The organism is Falsihalocynthiibacter arcticus, assembly GCF_000812665.2.
GTDB classification, from domain to species: Bacteria; Pseudomonadota; Alphaproteobacteria; order Rhodobacterales; family Rhodobacteraceae; genus Falsihalocynthiibacter; species Falsihalocynthiibacter arcticus.
Genome location: NZ_CP014327.1, coordinates 1340681 through 1359694 on the forward strand (window position 1 = coordinate 1340681; position 19014 = coordinate 1359694).

At 53.2% G+C, this 19014-nt stretch carries 17 protein-coding genes and 1 pseudogene; 11 read left to right on the forward strand and 7 right to left on the reverse strand.

Features of this window, described 5'->3' with window-relative positions; all coding sequences use genetic code 11:
- Nucleotides 1-134 precede the first annotated feature (134 nt).
- Together serB and RC74_RS06615 are read left to right on the forward strand one after the other, a co-directional pair.
- The gene (gene serB / locus RC74_RS06610; RefSeq protein ID WP_039000295.1) at nt 135-1013 is read left to right on the forward strand and encodes a phosphoserine phosphatase SerB; all 879 of its coding nucleotides are present in this window, start codon (nt 135-137) and stop codon (nt 1011-1013) included.
- Nucleotides 1006-1764 carry a TSUP family transporter gene (locus RC74_RS06615; protein WP_039000294.1) on the forward strand — a complete coding sequence of 253 codons (759 nt, stop codon included), beginning with the start codon at nt 1006-1008 and terminating at the stop codon, nt 1762-1764. Before serB ends, RC74_RS06615 begins: the two co-directional genes overlap by 8 nt.
- On the opposite strand, the gene RC74_RS06620 is transcribed toward RC74_RS06615, so the two are convergent.
- On the reverse strand, nt 1761-2756 hold the full coding sequence (locus tag RC74_RS06620; RefSeq protein ID WP_039000293.1) for an asparaginase: 996 nt from the start codon (nt 2754-2756) through the stop codon (nt 1761-1763). The genes RC74_RS06615 and RC74_RS06620 overlap by 4 nt on opposite strands.
- Nucleotides 2757-2957: 201 nt before the next feature.
- Between RC74_RS06620 and RC74_RS06625 the strand changes: the two genes are divergently transcribed.
- Complete coding sequence (locus RC74_RS06625; RefSeq protein WP_039000292.1) at nt 2958-3497, forward strand: invasion associated locus B family protein; 540 nt, start codon at nt 2958-2960, stop codon at nt 3495-3497.
- A gap of 124 nt (nt 3498-3621) precedes the next feature.
- Nucleotides 3622-4821, forward strand: coding sequence for a dual-specificity RNA methyltransferase RlmN (gene rlmN / locus RC74_RS06630; RefSeq protein WP_039000290.1), 1200 nt, complete (start codon nt 3622-3624; stop codon nt 4819-4821).
- Nucleotides 4822-4856: 35 nt separating this feature from the next.
- On the opposite strand, the gene RC74_RS06635 is transcribed toward rlmN, so the two are convergent.
- On the reverse strand, nt 4857-5702 hold the full coding sequence (locus RC74_RS06635; protein ID WP_039000289.1) for an LOG family protein: 846 nt from the start codon (nt 5700-5702) through the stop codon (nt 4857-4859).
- Between the two features lie 90 nt (nt 5703-5792).
- Here RC74_RS06635 and dapD point away from each other — a divergent pair, with 90 nt between their 5' ends.
- Entirely contained in the window at nt 5793-6620 is an 828-nt protein-coding gene (gene dapD, locus RC74_RS06640) for a 2,3,4,5-tetrahydropyridine-2,6-dicarboxylate N-succinyltransferase (RefSeq protein ID WP_039000288.1), read from the forward strand.
- Between the two features lie 60 nt (nt 6621-6680).
- Here dapD and RC74_RS06645 read toward each other — a convergent pair whose 3' ends face one another.
- On the reverse strand, nt 6681-6971 hold the full coding sequence (locus tag RC74_RS06645) for a DUF1330 domain-containing protein (protein ID WP_039000287.1): 291 nt from the start codon (nt 6969-6971) through the stop codon (nt 6681-6683).
- 132 nt (nt 6972-7103) lie between these two features.
- Between RC74_RS06645 and RC74_RS06650 the strand changes: the two genes are divergently transcribed.
- Nucleotides 7104-7451, forward strand: coding sequence for a hypothetical protein (locus RC74_RS06650; RefSeq protein ID WP_039000286.1), 348 nt, complete (start codon nt 7104-7106; stop codon nt 7449-7451).
- Here the strand turns inward: RC74_RS06650 and RC74_RS06655 are convergent.
- Nucleotides 7448-8551, reverse strand: a complete 1104-nt coding sequence (locus tag RC74_RS06655) for a Hint domain-containing protein (protein ID WP_052274592.1) — start codon at nt 8549-8551, stop codon at nt 7448-7450. The two genes, RC74_RS06650 and RC74_RS06655, sit on opposite strands and share 4 nt — an antisense overlap.
- A 36-nt stretch (nt 8552-8587) precedes the next feature.
- On the reverse strand, nt 8588-10165 hold the full coding sequence (locus tag RC74_RS06660; RefSeq protein WP_039000285.1) for a Hint domain-containing protein: 1578 nt from the start codon (nt 10163-10165) through the stop codon (nt 8588-8590).
- 308 nt (nt 10166-10473) lie between these two features.
- On the opposite strand from RC74_RS06660, the gene dapE reads away from it, so the two are divergent.
- The 5 genes and pseudogenes from dapE to RC74_RS06685 all read left to right on the forward strand — a co-directional run bounded on the left by dapE (nt 10474) and on the right by RC74_RS06685 (nt 16238).
- A complete protein-coding gene (gene dapE, locus RC74_RS06665; RefSeq protein ID WP_039000284.1) occupies nt 10474-11619 on the forward strand; it encodes a succinyl-diaminopimelate desuccinylase in 1146 nt (381 codons plus the stop codon).
- A complete protein-coding gene (locus tag RC74_RS06670; RefSeq protein WP_039000282.1) occupies nt 11616-12038 on the forward strand; it encodes a GNAT family N-acetyltransferase in 423 nt (140 codons plus the stop codon). Before dapE ends, RC74_RS06670 begins: the two co-directional genes overlap by 4 nt.
- The gene (locus RC74_RS06675) at nt 12035-12619 is read left to right on the forward strand and encodes a TIGR04282 family arsenosugar biosynthesis glycosyltransferase (protein WP_039000281.1); all 585 of its coding nucleotides are present in this window, start codon (nt 12035-12037) and stop codon (nt 12617-12619) included. Before RC74_RS06670 ends, RC74_RS06675 begins: the two co-directional genes overlap by 4 nt.
- Before the next feature lie 43 nt (nt 12620-12662).
- Complete coding sequence (rnr, locus tag RC74_RS06680; protein WP_039000280.1) at nt 12663-14927, forward strand: ribonuclease R; 2265 nt, start codon at nt 12663-12665, stop codon at nt 14925-14927.
- A 175-nt stretch (nt 14928-15102) separates the two neighbouring features.
- Nucleotides 15103-16238, forward strand: a pseudogene (locus RC74_RS06685) (lytic murein transglycosylase).
- A gap of 31 nt (nt 16239-16269) precedes the next feature.
- Here the strand turns inward: RC74_RS06685 and RC74_RS06690 are convergent.
- Entirely contained in the window at nt 16270-17310 is a 1041-nt protein-coding gene (locus RC74_RS06690; RefSeq protein ID WP_179946761.1) for a LacI family DNA-binding transcriptional regulator, read from the reverse strand.
- A gap of 296 nt (nt 17311-17606) precedes the next feature.
- Entirely contained in the window at nt 17607-18941 is a 1335-nt protein-coding gene (locus RC74_RS06695) for a FliI/YscN family ATPase (RefSeq protein WP_039000277.1), read from the reverse strand.
- Between the last annotated feature and the right edge of the window lie 73 nt (nt 18942-19014).

Consider the following 19014-nt stretch of genomic DNA (forward strand, 5'->3'; position numbering starts at 1 on the left):
AAGCCCTTCGTTGGGGAAGGGTGTCCCACGGATCGAGATAGAGGGCTTCAATGACTGGCGCAAGCCGCTAAATTGCGCTAATTCGCGGTTAGTCACACAAATTTACCGCGCAATATCCACTATCGGAAACTTCCATGTATATAGCCACGCTCCTTACCTGCCCCACTTCTCCCACGCTTAGCCGCGAGACCGTTGAATCCCTGCGAAATGCTTGGGGTGGGGGCGATGCTATTTGGCTTTCTGTTGGCGAAGCGGCGGAGTTTGTCGTTGCGGATATGCCGCTAAACCTATGGGAAGTTTGGGAAAACCTTCAGTCCATGGGGGTGGATTTGATCGTGCAGCCGCGCGCAAATCGCGTGAAGAGAATGCTGCTCGCCGATATGGACAGCACGATGATCGAGCAAGAATGCATCGACGAATTGGCCGATGAAGCCGGCGTTGGCCCGCGTGTTGCTGACATTACGGCGCGCGCAATGAACGGTGAGTTGGACTTTGACGGCGCTTTGCGCGAGCGCGTGGGCTTGCTCAAGGGACTCGACGAATCCGTCATCGATCAGGTTTTGGAAACACGCATTACCTTGATGCCCGGTGGCCCCGTTCTTCTCGCAACCATGAAGGCAAACGGCGCTTATGCTGCCCTCGTTTCGGGTGGGTTTACCGCCTTTACCGCCAAGGTCGCGGCCACGCTAGGGTTCGACGAAAATCGCGCGAACACCCTTATTATCAAGGACGGAAAGCTTAGTGGCGAGGTGGGAACACCCATTCTTGGACGGCAGGCAAAAGTCGACGCACTTGAACAAATCACTACCCGTTTGGGGATTTCGGAAACGGATGTCCTTGCTGTCGGGGATGGTGCGAACGATCTTGGGATGCTGGGCCGCGCGGGTTCTGGGGTTGCTCTGCATGCCAAACCGACGGTTGCCGCCCAATGTGATGTTCGCATTAACCACGGTGATTTGACGGCGCTACTTTACCTCCAAGGCTATGCCAAAACTGATTTTGTAGATGTTTGAAGTCACCTATGAGGTCCTTGCGCTCCTGATCCTTGCGGGTTTCTTTGCAGGGTTTATCGATGCGATTGCAGGGGGCGGCGGCCTGATCACAGTGCCGGTTCTATTGATTGCTGGAGCCTCGCCAATTGAGGCGCTTTCAACCAACAAAGTGCAGGGCGTATTTGGCGCAGCGACCGCCGCCTTGTCCTATGCGCGGGCGGGCCAAGTCTCGCTGCGAGAGCAGATATTCCCAGCAATCATTGCCTTTTTCGCCTCTGCCGCGGGCGCGTTCATGGTCTCGTTTCTACCGGTTTACTTGATCCGTTTTATCCTGCCTATCCTCATGGTTGGCATCGCCCTTTTCTTTGCGTTCAAGCCCGGTCTGGATGATTTTGATCGCACAAGGCGTATGTCGGTTCCGGTTTTTACGGCCACGATGATTCCGCTTGTTGCGGCATATGACGGGTTGCTTGGGCCAGGGACAGGATCGTTTTTTATGATCGCCTTTGTGACTTTGGGAGGCTACGGAATTCTTAAAGCAACGGCGCATACGAAGTTGCTAAATTTCGCCTCAAACCTCGGCGCAATCGTGGCGTTTTCCATGGTGGCAACGCCGTGGTGGTTTACCGGATTGGCCATGGGCGCGGCGCAAATTGCGGGCGCAACCTGCGGCGCGGCGCTGGCGGTGAAGATCGGAGCACGCGTCATAAAACCCCTTTTGGTTATCACATCAGCGACGCTGGCGGCCAAATTGCTTTGGGATTTACTCTAAGCGAAAGCTGCGCCCGGCCGAATCCATGCCGCCTCAATGCCCCGCCTGTTTAACTGCGGCGCATTCATCCGCTTCAGCGTGGCGGGGTGGTTGGCATCCAACACACCAAGCTTCACCAAAATCGCGGCAATGGCGCATTCACTCGCCCGCGTCGCACCATCGGTAATTTTTAGCGCGATCCCAAGTTTCTGCTCTGGGAGAATGGCAACAAAAACACCGTCTGCGCCGGTTTTTACGGCGACTTTATGGTCCATCGCTCGCATCAATTCGGTACAGGCTCGGGTTTCGCCCGCCACAAGCTCAGGGTAGGTGCGCATGGCTGTGACAAGTTTGGCTGCCGCTGTTTCGCGCGTGCCTTGGCCTTCGCGTGCGGTCGCGAAAAACGCCATTGCGCGGGCTAACCCGTGAACCGATGTCGCGTAATTTGGTGCGCTGCATCCATCGATGCCATATCCGGGACTGGTCACGCCTGTAACTTCTTCAAAAGCGGTCTTAATTGAGGTTTGGACGGGATGGTTTGGATCGATATATTCCGCATCCCCGCCGATATGTTTGTTCAACGTCAAGAAACCCGCGTGTTTTCCTGAGCAATTGTTGTGTAGCTGACAGGGGGATTCATGTTCCAGAATTAAACGTGTTCTTTCGGCGTCATCCTGTGACGGCTGCGGGCCACAGCGTAAATCATCGTCACTTAGGCCCAAACCGGACAACCACTTTTTAACACGTGTGGTGTGGATCGAGGCGCCTTGGTGGCTGGCACAGGAGAGTGCGAGTTGTTCTTGGGTAAGGTTTGCGGCCTCGGCGGCGCCACTTTCCATCAAGGGGAGTGCTTGGATCATTTTGCAAGAACTGCGCGGGAAAATGATCTGCTCAGGGTCGCCCCACGCATTCACAATCGCACCAGATTCGTCGCAAACCACGGCGTGTCCCATGTGATAAGATTCGAGAATTCCGCCGCGCCAGAGTTCGGCCATTTGGATTGGGGATGTCATATTTAGCTTCCTTGAATTCCGTCATCTGGTCGCGCGCGCAGTTTTGAGCAATTTTCCGCCAACGGGGCTTTTAAAATCCGTTCGCTTTACGCTAAAGTACGCTTATCGAGAATAAAAACTCAGGACCAGTGCAAAAGTCATCCTATAGAGTGACGACAGTCTTGGAAAATTGAGGCAAAACAGCTGGAGGCTGTGAACAGTATGAAATCACTATTTACAAAAACACACGGCATTGTTTTTGGACTACTTGCGTGTGTTGCTTTTGGAACAAGTGCAGGTGCCCAAGAATCCACGAATCGTGTGGCGGCAAACACCGATTGGAGTGTGTTTGTTGAGGATGACCCCACCGAATGTTGGGCCGTGTCCGCGCCTAAGAGCACCAAAAACACCAAAGATGGTCGGGATGTGGCCGTTCGTAGAAGCGACATTTTGCTTTATGTAACGTATCGCCCGGGGTCTGCGGTAACTTCGGAAATATCGTTCACGGGCGGCTATCCCTTCGCGGATGGCTCGATCGTGACTGTCAAAGTTGGCGAAACCACGTTCGATTTTTTCACCACCAAAGAGAACGCGTGGCCCGCAACCTCTGGGGATGACGCGAAAATTATCGGTGCCATGAAGCGCGGTGCCGATGCTGTTGTGACAGGTCGCTCGTCGCGTGGAACGCAAACCCAAGACACGTTTAGCCTGCTTGGATTTACTGCGGCCATTGATGAAGCCGAAAAACGGTGTGGTTCCTAACTCGAGATTATCGAGAGGATTTTACAACTGGACGTAATTGCGGATTCGCTCGTTTGAGCGAATCCTTTGGCATTCCGATAGATTCCCTGTATAGACCCGCCTTCGTCCCCGTCTGGAGAGTGAAATGACCGATCCAATTGTGCCTGTCTCAAAAGCTGTAACACCCGATATCCTGACCTTGCCGCGCAAAGACGCGCCGAGCGAGAAGGTGAATCTTGTAGGCTTAACGCGACCTGCTTTGCAGGACGCGCTGATTGCCATCGGGACCAAAGAAAAACAGGCGAAAATGCGGGCCGGTCAGGTCTGGCAGTGGATCTATCAAAAAGGCGTGCGTGACTTTGCTCTGATGAGTAACCTCGCTAAAGACTATCGCGAACTTTTGGCGGCAACCTGTGAAATTCGGATACCCGAAGTTGTGACCAAGCAGGTTTCCGAGGATGGAACGCGCAAATACCTCGTGCGGATTGCGGGCGGCCATGAAGTCGAGATCGTTTATATTCCCGAGGAAAATCGCGGCACCCTTTGTGTGAGTTCGCAAGTTGGTTGCACGCTGACCTGTACGTTCTGTCATACAGGCACGCAAAAATTGGTGCGCAATCTGTCGCCCGCTGAAATTATTGGCCAAGTCTTGGTCGCGCGGGATGATTTGGGCGAATGGCCCAAACTTGGCGTGCCAAACCCGCCTGAAGCACGGCTTTTGTCGAACCTCGTTTTGATGGGCATGGGCGAGCCGCTTTATAATTTTGAAAACGTGCGCGATGCGATGAAAATTGCGATGGATCCCGAGGGTATTTCCCTGTCGCGCCGTCGTATCACGCTGTCCACTTCTGGAGTGGTTCCCGAAATTTGGCGCACGGCCGAGGAAATTGGCTGCCAACTTGCGGTGTCTTTCCACGCGACAACCGATGAGGTGCGCGACGTTTTGGTGCCGATCAACAAACGCTGGAATATTGAAGCCTTGCTAGATGCGCTGCGGGCCTATCCCAAGGTCAGTAATTCCGAGCGCATTACTTTTGAATATGTGATGCTCAAAGGGGTGAATGATTCCGACGAAGACGCCCATCGTTTGATGAAGCTGATCGAGGGAATTCCTGCGAAAATCAATCTCATCCCCTTCAATCCATGGCCCGGTGCCCCCTATGAACGCAGCTCGAACAACCGCATTCACGCCTTTGCGGATATTGTTCACAACGCGGGATATTCATCGCCTATTCGTCGTCCCCGTGGCGAAGACATCATGGCCGCTTGTGGTCAGTTGAAGTCGGAAACCGAACGCGTGCGTAAAAACAAAAAGCAGATCGCAAGAGAAGCTGGTTTAAGCTGAAAATAGGGCGACCTGAGGGCCGCCCTAACTTGGAACTAGCGCCCCGGAACGCTCTTGCGTTTCGCGGTCTTTTCCCAGCCTTCCATAACTTCGATGGCTTCTGCCGCCGTATCCACAAACTGGAACAGCTTTAAATCCTGCTCGGAAATAGTTCCCGCCTCGGCAAGGGCTTCCCAATTGATGATTTTCTGCCAGAACGCTTTGCCAAACAACAGGAACGGGACGGGTTCCATGCGTCCCGTTTGAATGAGGGTCAGGGCCTCAAAAGTTTCATCCAGAGTACCAAACCCACCCGGGAAAACCACGATCGCGCTGGCACGCATCAAGAAGTGCATTTTGCGAATGCCGAAATAGTGGAAGTTGAAGCAAAGCTCGGGCGTGACATATTCGTTGGGGGCTTGCTCAAACGGTAAAACAATATTGAGGCCAATCGAGCGCCCGCCAGCATCAGCGGCACCACGGTTTCCGGCTTCCATCACACCAGGACCACCGCCTGTGACCACGACATTATCGCGGCCCCCAGTTTCCATAGACTTCAACGTCAATATCCGCGCAAATTCGCGGGCTTCGTCGTAAAATTCCGAAAGATCGGCGAGCGTTTTGGTGCGCGCCGTGTGTTTTTTGGCGGGTTCTGGAATCCGCGCGCCGCCAAACATGACGACGGTGGAGTCGATGCCCTGCTCATCTAGCATCATTTCGGGTTTGAGTAATTCAAGCTGTAATCGAACGGGTCGAAGCTCTTCGCGGCACATGAAATCATGGTCGTCAAAGGCCAACCGATACGAGGGCGAGAGCGACTGCGGCGTGTCTGGCGTGTGGTGCGATTGCTCGCGGTCTTGATGGCTGTCGCGAAACGGGTGGCGGCGGCTGTCTTCATTCATGTTCCGTATCCTTTAACCTGCATTGCGCGTTTGTCCTTCTAGGTTTATATCCTTCGACCAACCAACGCCATACAGGAAGACGAAAACGCTATGTCAAACGCACAATTAGAAAACGCCATCGAAGCCGCTTGGGAAGCTCGCGACACGATCACCCCCGCTACAAAGGGTGAGCAACGCGATGCCATCGAAGACACATTGAATGCGCTAGATAGCGGTAAATTACGAGTGGCAGAGCGTCAAGAAAATGGCGATTGGCACGTCAATCAATGGGCCAAGAAGGCCGTATTGTTGGGCTTTCGCATCAAAGACATGGAAGAACAATCCGGCGGTCCACAAGGCGCAAGCTGGTGGGACAAAGTTGATAGCAAGTTTTTAGGGTGGGGTGAAAGCGAGTGGAAAACAGCTGGATTTCGCGCCGTACCAAACGCGATTGTGCGCAAATCTGCCTATATCGCGCCGGGCGTGGTTTTGATGCCATCGTTTGTAAATCTTGGGGCACACGTCGGCGAAGGCACCATGGTTGATACATGGGCCACCGTTGGCTCCTGTGCGCAAATCGGCAAAAACGTGCACCTTTCTGGTGGTGTAGGCATCGGCGGTGTACTTGAGCCCATGCAAGCAGGTCCGACAATCATCGAAGATAATTGCTTTATTGGCGCGCGTTCGGAAGTTGTTGAAGGCTGTATCGTGCGCGAAGGCGCGGTTCTTGGCATGGGGGTTTTCATCGGCCAATCCACCAAAATCGTCGACCGCGAAACGGGCGAAATCATGTACGGCGAAGTGCCCCCTTACTCGGTCGTTGTTTCAGGCTCCTTGCCAAGCAAAAATGGCGTGAACCTCTATTGCGCCGTGATCGTGAAAACAGTGGATGAGCGCACGCGTTCCAAAACGGGCATCAACGAATTGCTCCGCGATTGATCCTTACGGTTCAATGAGAATTAGCGGTGGCGACCATTTATTGGGCTGCCACCGCACAATTTATTCAATACCTTCGACACTCACCAAGCGCGCGGAACTGCACCCATCTCGTATGTGTTTCAAGTTTTGATAGGTCTCGCCGTAGTAGAATTCTTCCCATGCTTTGTGCGACGGAAACTCCAGCAAGACAATCCTGCGTGGCTGCCAATCGCCTTCATAGGTTTTGAGATCGCCACCCCGCGCCAGATACTTTGCGCCAACACGTTCAAGTTCTGGTGAAACCCCCTTCATAAATACCTGATATTGTTCAATGTCCGAGATTTCGACGTCGAAAATTACATAGGCCGCCATATGTCTGATCCCCGTGTTGGTTCGTTTCTGAAAATCGATAAGATGAGCTTAAGTGCTCAAGGCCAAATCGCGGAACTATAAATTTGAAAGGGAGAAGATTGACCGCATGCGCTGCGATTGTTAAGCGGAGGCATGACACAAGACTCACAGCCCAAAAAACCAAAAACGCCTTCCCGCCAACAGGTCTATACTTTGCTCGTCGAAGTTGGACGCAGCGATAACGATGGTTTGCCCGCAAAGTCTACGGGGGCCGCATTAATGATCTATGCGAGTGGCGTAGATGAGGCCGAAGCCGTGCGCGAAACCGTCGCGATTTTGAAGCAGGCAGATATGGCACCGCTGGATGTGTCGGGCTATGGCACGCTTGACGAGCGCCTTGCCGAAGGGCATGATATATCCGACGATGAGCGCGCGTTGATGGCCCGAGCGAAGGCAGAAAACAGCGTAATTGTCGTTCAATCAACACCTTTTTACGACTAGCCCATAAGCGCCGATCTCAGGCTTAGCGCTTCATATGAGCGCAACAGCGGGCGGGCAAGGTTTAGATGGCGTGGCAATGTTCCGGCGGGCATTTTGGCCAGAAGAGTGGTTTGCAACAGTTCGGGATCATCGCAAATTGATCCTGTGTACAGGCTTTCGAGAGACCCGCCAGACACATCAATCACCTCGTGGTTATCCAAGAGCACTTGATAGTATTGGATAGCCGAGAACCTCGATTCCTTAAACGCTGTGCGGCCATTCACAAGATGGCGGGCTTCGACCAAAATTTCCTCTTCGCCAAACAAGTATTCCACCTCTGCGCCACCAACGAGGAGGCGCTGCTCTGGTGCCACAAGGAGATCATGCGTGAGGCCAAAATACGGAGCAGACAGGCGCAAGGGCTGAAAACTACCCTTGGTTGGTACGTGTCTACTCCCCACCCAGCGCACGATTTGTGGCCCATTATCGCGCGTGAGAATTTCATCGCCCACCCGCAGTCTTTCAATGGCTTTGGGACCACGCGGCGTCATGACGGGCGCACCCGCGGCGATCGTCGCGGCTAACCCGACGGGCTCCACGCGGTCCGATATGCCAAAAAAAACGGTCGCCGAATCCGCACGGGTTGTTTGGCGCAAAACGGTTAGCCGTTCGACGATATGAATTGGGAATTCGATGGCTGTGCGCTTCTCGGCCTGAACTAGAACCCCTTCGAGGAGGTTCTCAATCGTTAAGAGAGAACGTTGGTGCTTCATGTCCCAAGAGTAGGTGATGCGCATACTGCGGTCGCGCATTGACGTCCCCGTTGCGACCGACATTGTTTGTCTATTCTGGCCGTTAACCATTTCCAGAACAGTTTGGCCCGTAGGGTCCAATCGAAGCGAAAATCTCTGGTTCCAGTCGCCGACTGCGGAGTATTCAAGGAGCACGATTTGCCCCGTGCGTTCCGCGCTAATTTCGACCTCAACAATAAGACTTCCAGTCGCTATTCCAGTTGGCGGGGACGTGCGGGCGAACACATTGTTGGTCCCCTGATCGCCCTTGGAAAGCTTGGGATCCATGAAGGCGCTATTGGTGAAGTCGCAAAGGGCGAGCCAAGTCATTTGGGGGCCTCGCGGTGGGAATAGGACCTTCGCATTCTAAGCGGCCGCCTTGCCATTAACCAGAAGCTGGGCTTCAAAACCACGCAATGTGCGCCGTGCGGAGGGGCTGTAACCGATGCCAGTATTAGGGTCTATTTCAGGGAAAATGGCGCAAATCTCATCTATGATTTCGCGTTCAAAATTTTGAGCCATTTGCGGTCCGGGAAGGAAGCTTTCGGTTGCAAGACCAGCTGAATAGACAACTTCATGCGTGTCAAAAAGGATGTGCACGTATTCAACGGTACCACCTTCGAGGCGCGTCACGGAGTGGTCGTTCACAAGGTCTTTGGCGGAAACCAAAACTTCAGTATCGCCAAATAGAAGCTCTGCCAAACTGTCGCGAACCAGAACGCGGTGTTGAGGTGAGACCATGAGGTCCTCGTGGTCGCCAAAGGTTTTTGCGCGAATGTGAATTGGGGCCATGACCCCAAGGGCAGGCACAACACGACGGCCAATCCAGCGCACAGGTTGTGCCCCGTTGTCGTTGGTGACCACAAGATCGCCGGGCAGGAGCGTTTCGACCGCAACTTCGCCGTGGGGCGTAAGAATACCGGTCCCCGCGACAAAGCAGGGTATCGTTGAAACGGTGACATAGCCGGTGTCAGTAACGCCGTCGGAGTTTTGAATGCCGTAGGTGAAGTTGATGGTTTCCGGATCGGAATCAACGAGGATCGAAAAGGTTGAGTCCGCATTCAGGGTAACCGTTTGGCCAGTGGCCAACGTGATTGTATCGCCTGCGGAAACCGCATGGCCATTGATGTGGGTGACAGTTAGGACGCCACCCGATGAATCGTAGTCGTTTGCCAAGACGTCCACTCTCCGCGATCCGTCCACGTACATTTCGACTTCATCATGGTGGGCAATCAATACCGTTTGAACAGAATTTCCCGCGATCAAGATTGACGAGTCATACTGGCTATCCGAAACATCGGCGATGCCTATCTGAATCGAGTTAACCTCCCCAGGGATAACGGTCATCGTTAGGGTTAGGGTGACAGTAAAGCCATCCATTTCTGTATTGTATTCGCTGCTGACGTTGCTGGTGAAAAGGTTAATATTATTGGCTTGATTGACGGTATTTACCGTGGCGTTTGCGTCCCCGATAACCGTTGGCGCAACGTCGCCGTTGATCCAAACTCCGATTGCATCGTTGTAGATTGAGTTGGAATATTCGGGAAATTCATCCGAGGCGAACACGAATTGCATCGTGAGGGTGTCCGTTGTCGGGATAAAGTCGATGTTCATATAGCTCGCGTCATAGGTCCGTGCACCTGCGAGATCATCAAAGTCGTCGTTGCCGTTTTCCCCATCACTAGACGAGGTGTAATTGCTGGATTGGTTGGCGTTTCCGGAGGAGCGCGTTATCCCGCTTGCTCGTCCAGTCGAAAGTATAACGCCTGTATCAGAAGGGGTTACGCCGTCGGCGGTCGCGTCGCCCCCAGTATAAATGCCTGAGGAACGAGAGTCGCCAGAATAGCTTGCGCCAACGACAGTTACGCCGTCGCCGAAAATTTCTTCAGCCATCTGTATCGCGCTCGCATTGGTGTTAATTGCGAGTTCTGATGCTGCTACCATGCCTGTCCCCAATCATTGGAAACAGCGCAAACGCCGTGACGGACTGCTCCGCCTATCTTAAAACTGTTTTACTACTTACTGCTCGAAGTGGACCATTTTAGGTCCGCGTTTGCCCTGCCTCGGGTCAATTATTATTGATTTTACAGAAGCAGATTTTTGCTGCTGTGTTAACCTAATTCTGCCTTCTTTCCGATAGTTACCCAGATTTCTGTTCCCCAGATGCAACAAGTTCCTCTCTCTCGATCGGGCATCAGGCTTGCGAAGGCGCAAACGAGCAGGTACCGAATGATCGCAAAAAGGAGAATGTAATGCCCCCCATCGACGCCGTTTCCCTCACCGCCGAGCTTATTCGTTGCCCGTCAGTTACCCCAGTTGAGGGTGGTGCGCTTGTGTTGCTTGAGACGCTTTTGAGCGAGGCTGGATTTGAATGCACGCGCGTGGATCGGGCAGGGGTCAGCAACCTTTTTGCACGTTGGGGACGGCGTGGTGCCAACCAAACGTTTGGCTTCAATGGGCACACAGATGTTGTTCCTGTTGGGGATCTGGCAGCTTGGACGGTGGACCCATTTGGCGGAGAAATCCGCGATGGATGGCTCTTTGGGCGCGGGGCTACAGATATGAAATCGGGGGTTGCGGCCTTTGTGGCTGCGGCGATTGATTTTGTGAAAACGACTCCGCCTAGCGGAGCAATTATCCTGACAATCACGGGCGACGAAGAAGGCGATGCGCTTGATGGCACGACGGCGCTTCTCGATTATATGCAGCAGGCTGGCGAAGCGATGTCGGTTTGCCTTGTTGGGGAGCCAACCTGTCCCGATACCATGGGAGAAATGATGAAAATTGGCCGCCGTGGGAGCATGACAGCCTTTTTTACAGCCAAGGGTGTTCAAGGGCATTCGGCCTATCCGCACCGCGCCAAAAACCCATTGCCAGCTTTGGCCCGCCTGATGGATCGCTTGGCGAGCCATGAGTTGGATGCGGGCACCGATCATTTCGATGCGTCGACCTTGGCAATTACGACGATTGATACCGGCAATCCTGCGAACAATGTTATCCCTGCGGTTTGCAAAGGCACGGTGAACATCCGCTTCAATGACACACATTCAGGCGAGAGCTTAAGCGCTTGGTTGCACCAAGAGGTGGCAAAAGTTTCCGAGGAAATGAACGTCGAAATCGATGTTGTGATCAAGGTTTCTGGCGAAAGTTTTGTGACCCCTCCAGGCGAACTGTCCGCGATGATTTCTAAAGCGGTGACTGCTGTCACGGGCGTGGTTCCTGTGGCCTCCACCACCGGAGGAACATCAGACGCGCGGTTTGTGAAAAACCATTGCCCTGTTGTTGAATTCGGCCTCGTCGGCAAAACGATGCACCAAGTTGACGAGCGTGTGGAGGTCGCCCATATCGAACAACTCAAAAGTATTTACGCACGGATTCTGTCGGAGTATTTTCAATGACCGTCGCCATAGAGGTAACGGAAGACGTGGCAACATGCATTGGTTTGCGCATGGAAGTTTTTGTAGGGGAACAAGGCATCCCTGTCGAAGAGGAAATCGATGCCTATGATGATGACGCCGTGCATCTTTTGGCCGTCGATGAAAATGTGCCTGTCGGAACGGCTCGGCTTCTTCTTTTAGGAGATACTGGCAGGATTGGGCGCGTTTGTGTGGTGAAATCACATCGTGGAACGGGCCTTGGTGCGGCACTAATTACAGCAGGGCTTACGCATTTTTCCACACTTGAAGGCGTGCGTCGAGCCTATCTCTCGGCCCAAGTTCAAGCGCTTGGTTTCTATGAAAAACTCGGCTTTTTACCCTATGGTCCTGAGTATGACGATGCGGGGATTCCACACCGAGATATGGAACGCCTTTTGTGAAGAAGCAACTCGTCGTGATGCTAAAGGTCCCTCATGCAGGCCGTGTAAAAACGCGCTTAGGTGCGGATATGGGAATGGTTGGGGCCGCATGGTGGTTTCGTCATCAAGTGCGCAGTTTACTGCGGCGCTTAGAAGACCCAAAGTGGGATTTAATCCTCGCCGTTTCTCCCGATATTGAGGGTCTCAAAAGCCGCGTTTGGCCGGCGCATCTTCCCCGTATTTCGCAGGGGCAGGGCAATCTTGGCGATCGAATGGCGCGGGTTTTTCGCGACCTACCTGCAGGGCCAGTACTCATTATTGGTGGGGATATTCCGGGCATTCAAAAACGTCATATTACCGAAGCGTTTGCCGCGCTGGGCAATCATCAGGCGGTTTTTGGTCCGGCACCCGATGGCGGGTATTGGCTCGTCGGCATGAAACGCGTGACCGCGTTGCCAACAACGATTTTTCGGGACGTGCGCTGGTCGTCGGAAACCGCCCTCGCAGATTCGCGCGCCAGTCTATCGGGCCTGTCCATCGCCGAAATTTCCGTGTTACAAGATGTGGATACAGTTTCGGACCTAGAACTCTTGGCCGAATAACCAGAGCATGGACGGGGTTAACGCCTCGTGATAGGGCAATCGAATGGTACATATTCCTTCAAAACAAGAGATCCTGAATTGGATTTCCGAGAATCCGACAAAAACCAACAAGCGCGATATTGCGAAGGCATTTGGCCTTAAAGGTGCGGCGCGGATCGACCTTAAGCGCATGTTGCGTGAGCTTGAGGCCGATGGGGATTTGCAAAAACGCCAACGCAGTTATGGCGATCCGGAGAGCTTGCCGCCTGTCAGCATGTTGGAAATTGTGGGACCAAATAGTGACGGAGACCTCCTTGCACGGCCATTGGAATGGCAAGGGCAGGGGGAGGAACCGACAATTCTTATTGTCGATAAGGATGGCGATCCAGCGCTTGGTGCTGGCAATCGCATTTTGGCGCGCCTTCGGAAACTAGAGAATGAAGAGCATGGCTATGAAGGGCGCTTGATCCGTCAAATAGGGTCTAATCCACTCAAACTCGTCGGTATTTTCCGCACCGGCCACGAAGGTGGGCGGCTGGTTCCCATTGATAAAGGTAGCGATAAAGAGTGGCAGATTGCTGCGGGCGCAACCCTTGAGGCGCGCGATGGTGAACTGGTTGAAGCACAGCAAGTTGGCCCGAAATCGCGCATGGGTTTGCCTCGTGCGAAAATCGTGGCGCGGCTTGGCGATCCTTCTTCCCCCAAGGCGGTTTCCCTCATCGCTATTCATCAGCACGGAATTCCCGACAGCTTTCCCGACGAAGTGATTGCGCAAGCGGACAAAGCCAAGCCCGCAAGTTTGGGCAAACGTCTTGACCTGCGCGAGATGCCGCTGGTGACAATTGATCCGCCAGACGCGCGGGATCATGATGACGCGTGTTTTGCACAAGCGGATGATGATGCCACTAATCCCAACGGTCATATCGTGTGGGTCGCGATTGCCGATGTTGCGTTTTATGTGACGCCAGGCAGTGCACTGGATCGCGAAGCGCGCAAGCGCGGCAACTCAAGTTATTTTCCCGATCGTGTAGTACCCATGCTTCCTGACCGGCTTTCTGGCGACCTTTGTTCGTTACACGAGGGGGTTGAACGCGCCTGTATCGCGGTGCGTATGGTCTTGGATAAAGACGGCAATAAACTTAGCCACACGTTCCATCGGGCGATGATGAAGTCTCATGCTTCGCTGGCTTACACGGATGTTCAGTCGGCGATGGATGGCGATGTAAACGAAAAATGCGCGCCCCTATTGGATGAGGTTATTCGCCCTCTTTATGCGGCCTACGACGTTTTGGTTAAGGCTCGCGAGCGGCGCCAGCCCCTTGAATTGAACCTTCCCGAACGGCGTATTGAGCTTTCGGACGAGGGCAAAGTCACCTCTATTTCGTTCCGTGATCGCCTTGATGCCCACCGCCTGATAGAAGAGTTTATGGTGTTGGCAAATGTTGCTGCCGCCGAAACTTTGATCGAGAAAGAACAGCCGCTTCTCTTTCGGGTGCACGAGGAACCAAGCGTTGAAAAGCTAGAGGCCTTGCGCGAAACCGCCATCTCTGCGGGCCTTGCTTTGGCAAAAGGGCAGGTGCTTAAAACCCGCCATTTGAACCAACTCTTGGCACAAGCCGCAAAGACAGAACATGATGAGTTGATCAATATTTCGACCCTTCGTTCGATGACACAGGCCTACTACAGCCCTGAAAACTTTTCGCATTTTGGGCTCGCTTTGAAAAACTATGGGCATTTCACGTCGCCCATTCGCCGTTATGCGGATCTCATTGTGCACCGTGCTTTGATTGCGGCGCATGGGTGGGGCAAAGACGGGCTTTCCCCCGAAGATGTCGCACAATTGGACGATACAGCAAAACAAATTTCGGATACCGAACGGCGTAGTATGGTTGCCGAACGCGACACAACGGATCGGTATCTTGCGAGCTATCTTTCGGAGCGCGTAGGGGATGAGTTTCAGGGGCGAGTTGCAGGAATCGCAAGGTTTGGCGCGTTCATTAAGCTGGACGAAACCGGTGCGGACGGGCTTGTACCTGTGGCCACGATTGGGCGCGAATATTTTGTGCACGATCCAGAAGCCAGTACTTTGACAGGCGAGCATTCGGGCCTCAAAATTTCGTTGGGCCAACGCGCCCTCGTGCGATTGGCGGAGGCCACGCCCGTTACTGGTGGCATCACTCTTGAGTTGCTGGAATTGGACGGCAAGGCGTTGCCTAAAGGCGGTGGTTCACGCGGTGGAAAAAGCCATAAAGGCCGACGTGTTGGCCAAGCGCGCGCCAAAAATGCCAAGATGAACCGCAAGGTGGCCCGCAAACGCGCAAAGAAATAGACGCGATAAACCCATTTCACACGGTGTTTCTATTTGCTAATCTAAGCCAAAAATCGCGGGGTATCGAATGCGCTTCATGTTTATATCGGCTTTGTGGATCGTTATGCTTTTTCCAACGCTGGGAATGGCAACCAATGATATTGCACAACCCACGCCCGTTTTAGGAGACGTTCAAATGACTGCACCACAGGGCGCCGAGGGTTTTAACGCGTGGCTCGTGGAGTTTCGCAAGAGGGCACAGTCGGCGGGTATTTCGACCAGCGTGTTAGACGCCAGTTTGGCGGGGATTTCTTACAATCCCGATGTTGTTAAAAAAGACCGTAACCAATCCGAATTTACCAAACAAATCTGGGAATATTTGGACAGTGCAACCTCAGATGCGCGTGTCACGAACGGGAAGAAAGCTCTCGCTGAAAACGACCGCATCCTTTCGCAAATTGAAGCCAAGTTCGGCGTGGAAAAGGAGATTGTGGCGGCCATTTGGGGGCTCGAAAGTGCGTATGGAACTTTCCGAGGAAATGTCCCGATCATCGAGTCCCTCGTGACCCTTTCCTATGATGGTCGGCGCGGAGATTTTTTTGAGGCGCAACTCATTGATGCGTTGAAAATCATTCAATCCGGCGATGTGGCACCTGCGAATATGACGGGTTCATGGGCCGGAGCCATGGGGCATACACAGTTTATGCCCTCTTCGTACTTGTCCTATGCCGTTGATTTCACAGGCGATGGCAAGCGCGATATTTGGGGGGACAACCCCACCGATGCGCTGGCTTCCACGGCGGCCTATTTGAAAGGCTATGGTTGGACATTTGGACAGCCGTGGGGTGTTGAGGTTATCCTGCCGAAAGGTTTTGATTTCCTCCTGTCGAGCGAACGCGTCAAAAAGCCCGCGACTGTTTGGGCACAAATGGGCGTGCGGGATACCAAAGGAAAAATCGTTCCGAATTATGGCCCGTCTTCAGTGCTCCTCCCTGCTGGTGCACAGGGGGCGGCCTTCATTATTTTCAACAATTTCCATGTGATCGAGCGTTATAATACCGCAGATGCCTATGTCATTGGGGTCGGACATTTGGCCGACCGGATTGCGGGGGGGCGGAGATTCAGGCGGATTGGCCCCGAGAGGATCAGGCGCTTCGATTTATCGAGAAGATACAAATGCAGGAACGGCTGACGCAGGCGGGTTTCGATACGCTGGGAACGGACGGTATTATTGGTCCGAATACAATCGCAGCGATCAAAGCCTTTCAAGCGAGTGTTGGGATGATACCCGATGGGTACGCCAGTTCGCGGGTGCTTTCAAAACTCAAGTAGGTGCGGTTTCTCCGCGATTAATGGTGTGTGCCTAGCTGTTTCTACGCTTGAGCGTGTCACCGAATTGGAGCTTTGGCGAGAGTTCAATTGAATCATCTGGGCTGGCTTCTGCACCGGCCGCACGGCGAGCGATAATTTGGGCGGCAAGGCGTCCGATTTCATTTCGCTCCGACCCCATTGACGCCAACATGCGCGGCAGCCCTTCCAAGAGTTCGACACCATTAAATCCCGCAAGACCAATCGTTTGCGGGACTTTTATGCCTTGGTCCAAACAATACAATAACCCACCAGCGCCGATCATATCGTTGGAATAATAGAGAAAATCCAGATCTGGGGTACGTTTGAGCATAGCTTCTGTCATCTCGCGCCCCTTACGCAAGGCAGAGCCCCCCGAGTAAAACTCTTGATCGGCAACCTCTAGCCCTTCTTTTGCCAGAGCTTCCGTGAACCCTTCAAAGCGTTTGCGCGCACGGTGATCCAGTGGCATTTTTGTGCCCATGAAACCGATGCGTTTGTAGCCTTGCTTGATGATCGCTTGGGCCATTTTGCGACCCGCGCGACGGTGCGAAATCCCAACCATGGCGTCGATTGGTTCACCGTCAACATCCATTATTTCAACGATGGGAATGCCCGCATTTCGCATCATGGCTTTGGAGGCTTCTGTGTGCTCTAGACCAGCAATGATAACGCCCGAAGGACGCCACGAGAGCATTTCATACAGCACGGATTCTTCTTTTTCAGGACGATAGTTGGTAACGCCCACAACAGGTTGCAAAGGCGTATCATCCAAAACATCGGAAATGCCGGTCAACACCTCTGGAAACACCATATTTGAAAGGGAGGGGATGATAACGGCAACCAAATTGACGCGCTGGCTTGCGAGTGCTCCGGCAATTTTGTTGGGGACATACCCCAAGCGCTTTGCTGCGGCCTGAACTTTCTCGCGGGTGTCTACGGAAACATCGCCCCGATTCCGCAGCACCCGTGAGACGGTCATTTCACTCACACCCGAGGCCTCGGAAACATCACGTAGAGTTAAGGTACGCTTCGGCGGAATTCTGAGCTGGGTCAATTGCTGAAACCTTGTTAAATTCTGTGTAAACCAACATAGCGCAAAAATCCCTCTTGTCCACGGCGCGATGGAGCGCTATGTTATCGCTAACAGTAAGTTCAACGCGTCCTGCAAGCTCTCTATCTCAGGCGTTGTTGGATAAGGGGGAGTGGTGGGCCAAATTCACTCCCCCTTCACTGCTTATTCTCAATTACTTTAGAAATATTCCTTTTTAAGCGATCACACGATTGTTGCTATTGCAGATGGTCGTGATTCACGCGCAATAACGGCTTAGATTTATGGGTTTATATGAATTTTTACCCGGCTTCTTCAGTGTCCATCGCCAAAATCGCAGCGAGTCGTTCAAAACTTGAGGACACATTGTTTGGCTCGTCTTGCGCAAGAAAGGCGTCCAAACCTGGCCAAGTTCTAATTGAGGCATCTACGAGCGGATCAGAACCGGTAGAATAAAGTCCCGCCTGAATCATCATTTCGGCACGATCATACGCCCCTAAAAGCTGTCTGCTGCGCTTGATAAGTTCATTTTCTTCATAAGATGCAGCCAGAGGGAGGCTTCTGGAAACTGATCTTAGAAGGTCAATTGCAGGAAACCTTCCCCTTTCAGCAATGGTGCGATCCAAGACGATATGCCCATCCAATACACCACGCAAAATATCCGCAATAGGCTCTTCCATATCCGATCCCGCGACCAACACGGTTAAAATTGCAGTAATGTCGCCAGAAGTTCCCGCGCCTGGCCCCGCGCGTTCGCACAGACCCATAATCATTGAAGAGGTCGACGGAGGGAAGCCGCGCAAGTTGGCCTGCTCGCCGGATGACAGAGCAACTTCGCGGTGCGCTTCGGCAAATCTTGTGATGGAGTCCGCGAGCAGCAGGACATGCAGCCCTTGGTCCCGAAAAAATTCGGCAACGGCCATCGCGGTAAACGCGCACCTCCTTCGTACAAGGGGGGATTGATCGGACGTGGCGGCAATAACCACGGCACGCTTCATGCCTTCAGGTCCCAAAACTGTATCCACAAATTCGCGAACTTCTCGTCCTCGTTCTCCGATGAGGGCCACCACCACAACATCCGCCTGCACGTTTTTGGCGAGCTTTGACAGAAGGGTGGATTTGCCTACTCCTGACCCCGAGAACAATCCTAATCTTTGTCCACGGACAATGGGCAAGAGTGTGTTGAAGACAGCAAGGCCTGTCTCTAGGCGCGTTCCCATGGCGCGCCTTTGCGTGGGGTTTGGCGGCGGCGCCTTCAAGGCTTTCTCATGTGCCCCTTTGGATAGTTTGCGACCATCCATCGGCATCCCTGACGGGTCGATAACGCGGCCAATCCAATTATTGTGCGGGAAAATTGAGTTCTTGCCCAGAAGCGCGACGCGATCCCCCATGACGACACCTTCGGTCGTCCCGTCGAGTAATACGGTCATGGAGCCAACGGACAAATTCAAAACGTCGCCAGAGATAAGTCTTCCCTCGCGACTTTGAACTTGGACCTGATCCCCGACACTTGCCTTATCCGAAAGACCTCGAACGATGACCGTGCCCTGTGAAACACCACTCACACGCCCAATCGCACGTGTTAGCGGAGTCGCATTAATTCCTGCGGACAACTCTTTGAATTTCGAGTCGGACATTCTGTGCTCCTTCTGATCACTAAACCCTTTTTAAAGGAATCAGGGTTAAGAGTTAGTTGAAACCGGTCGAGGG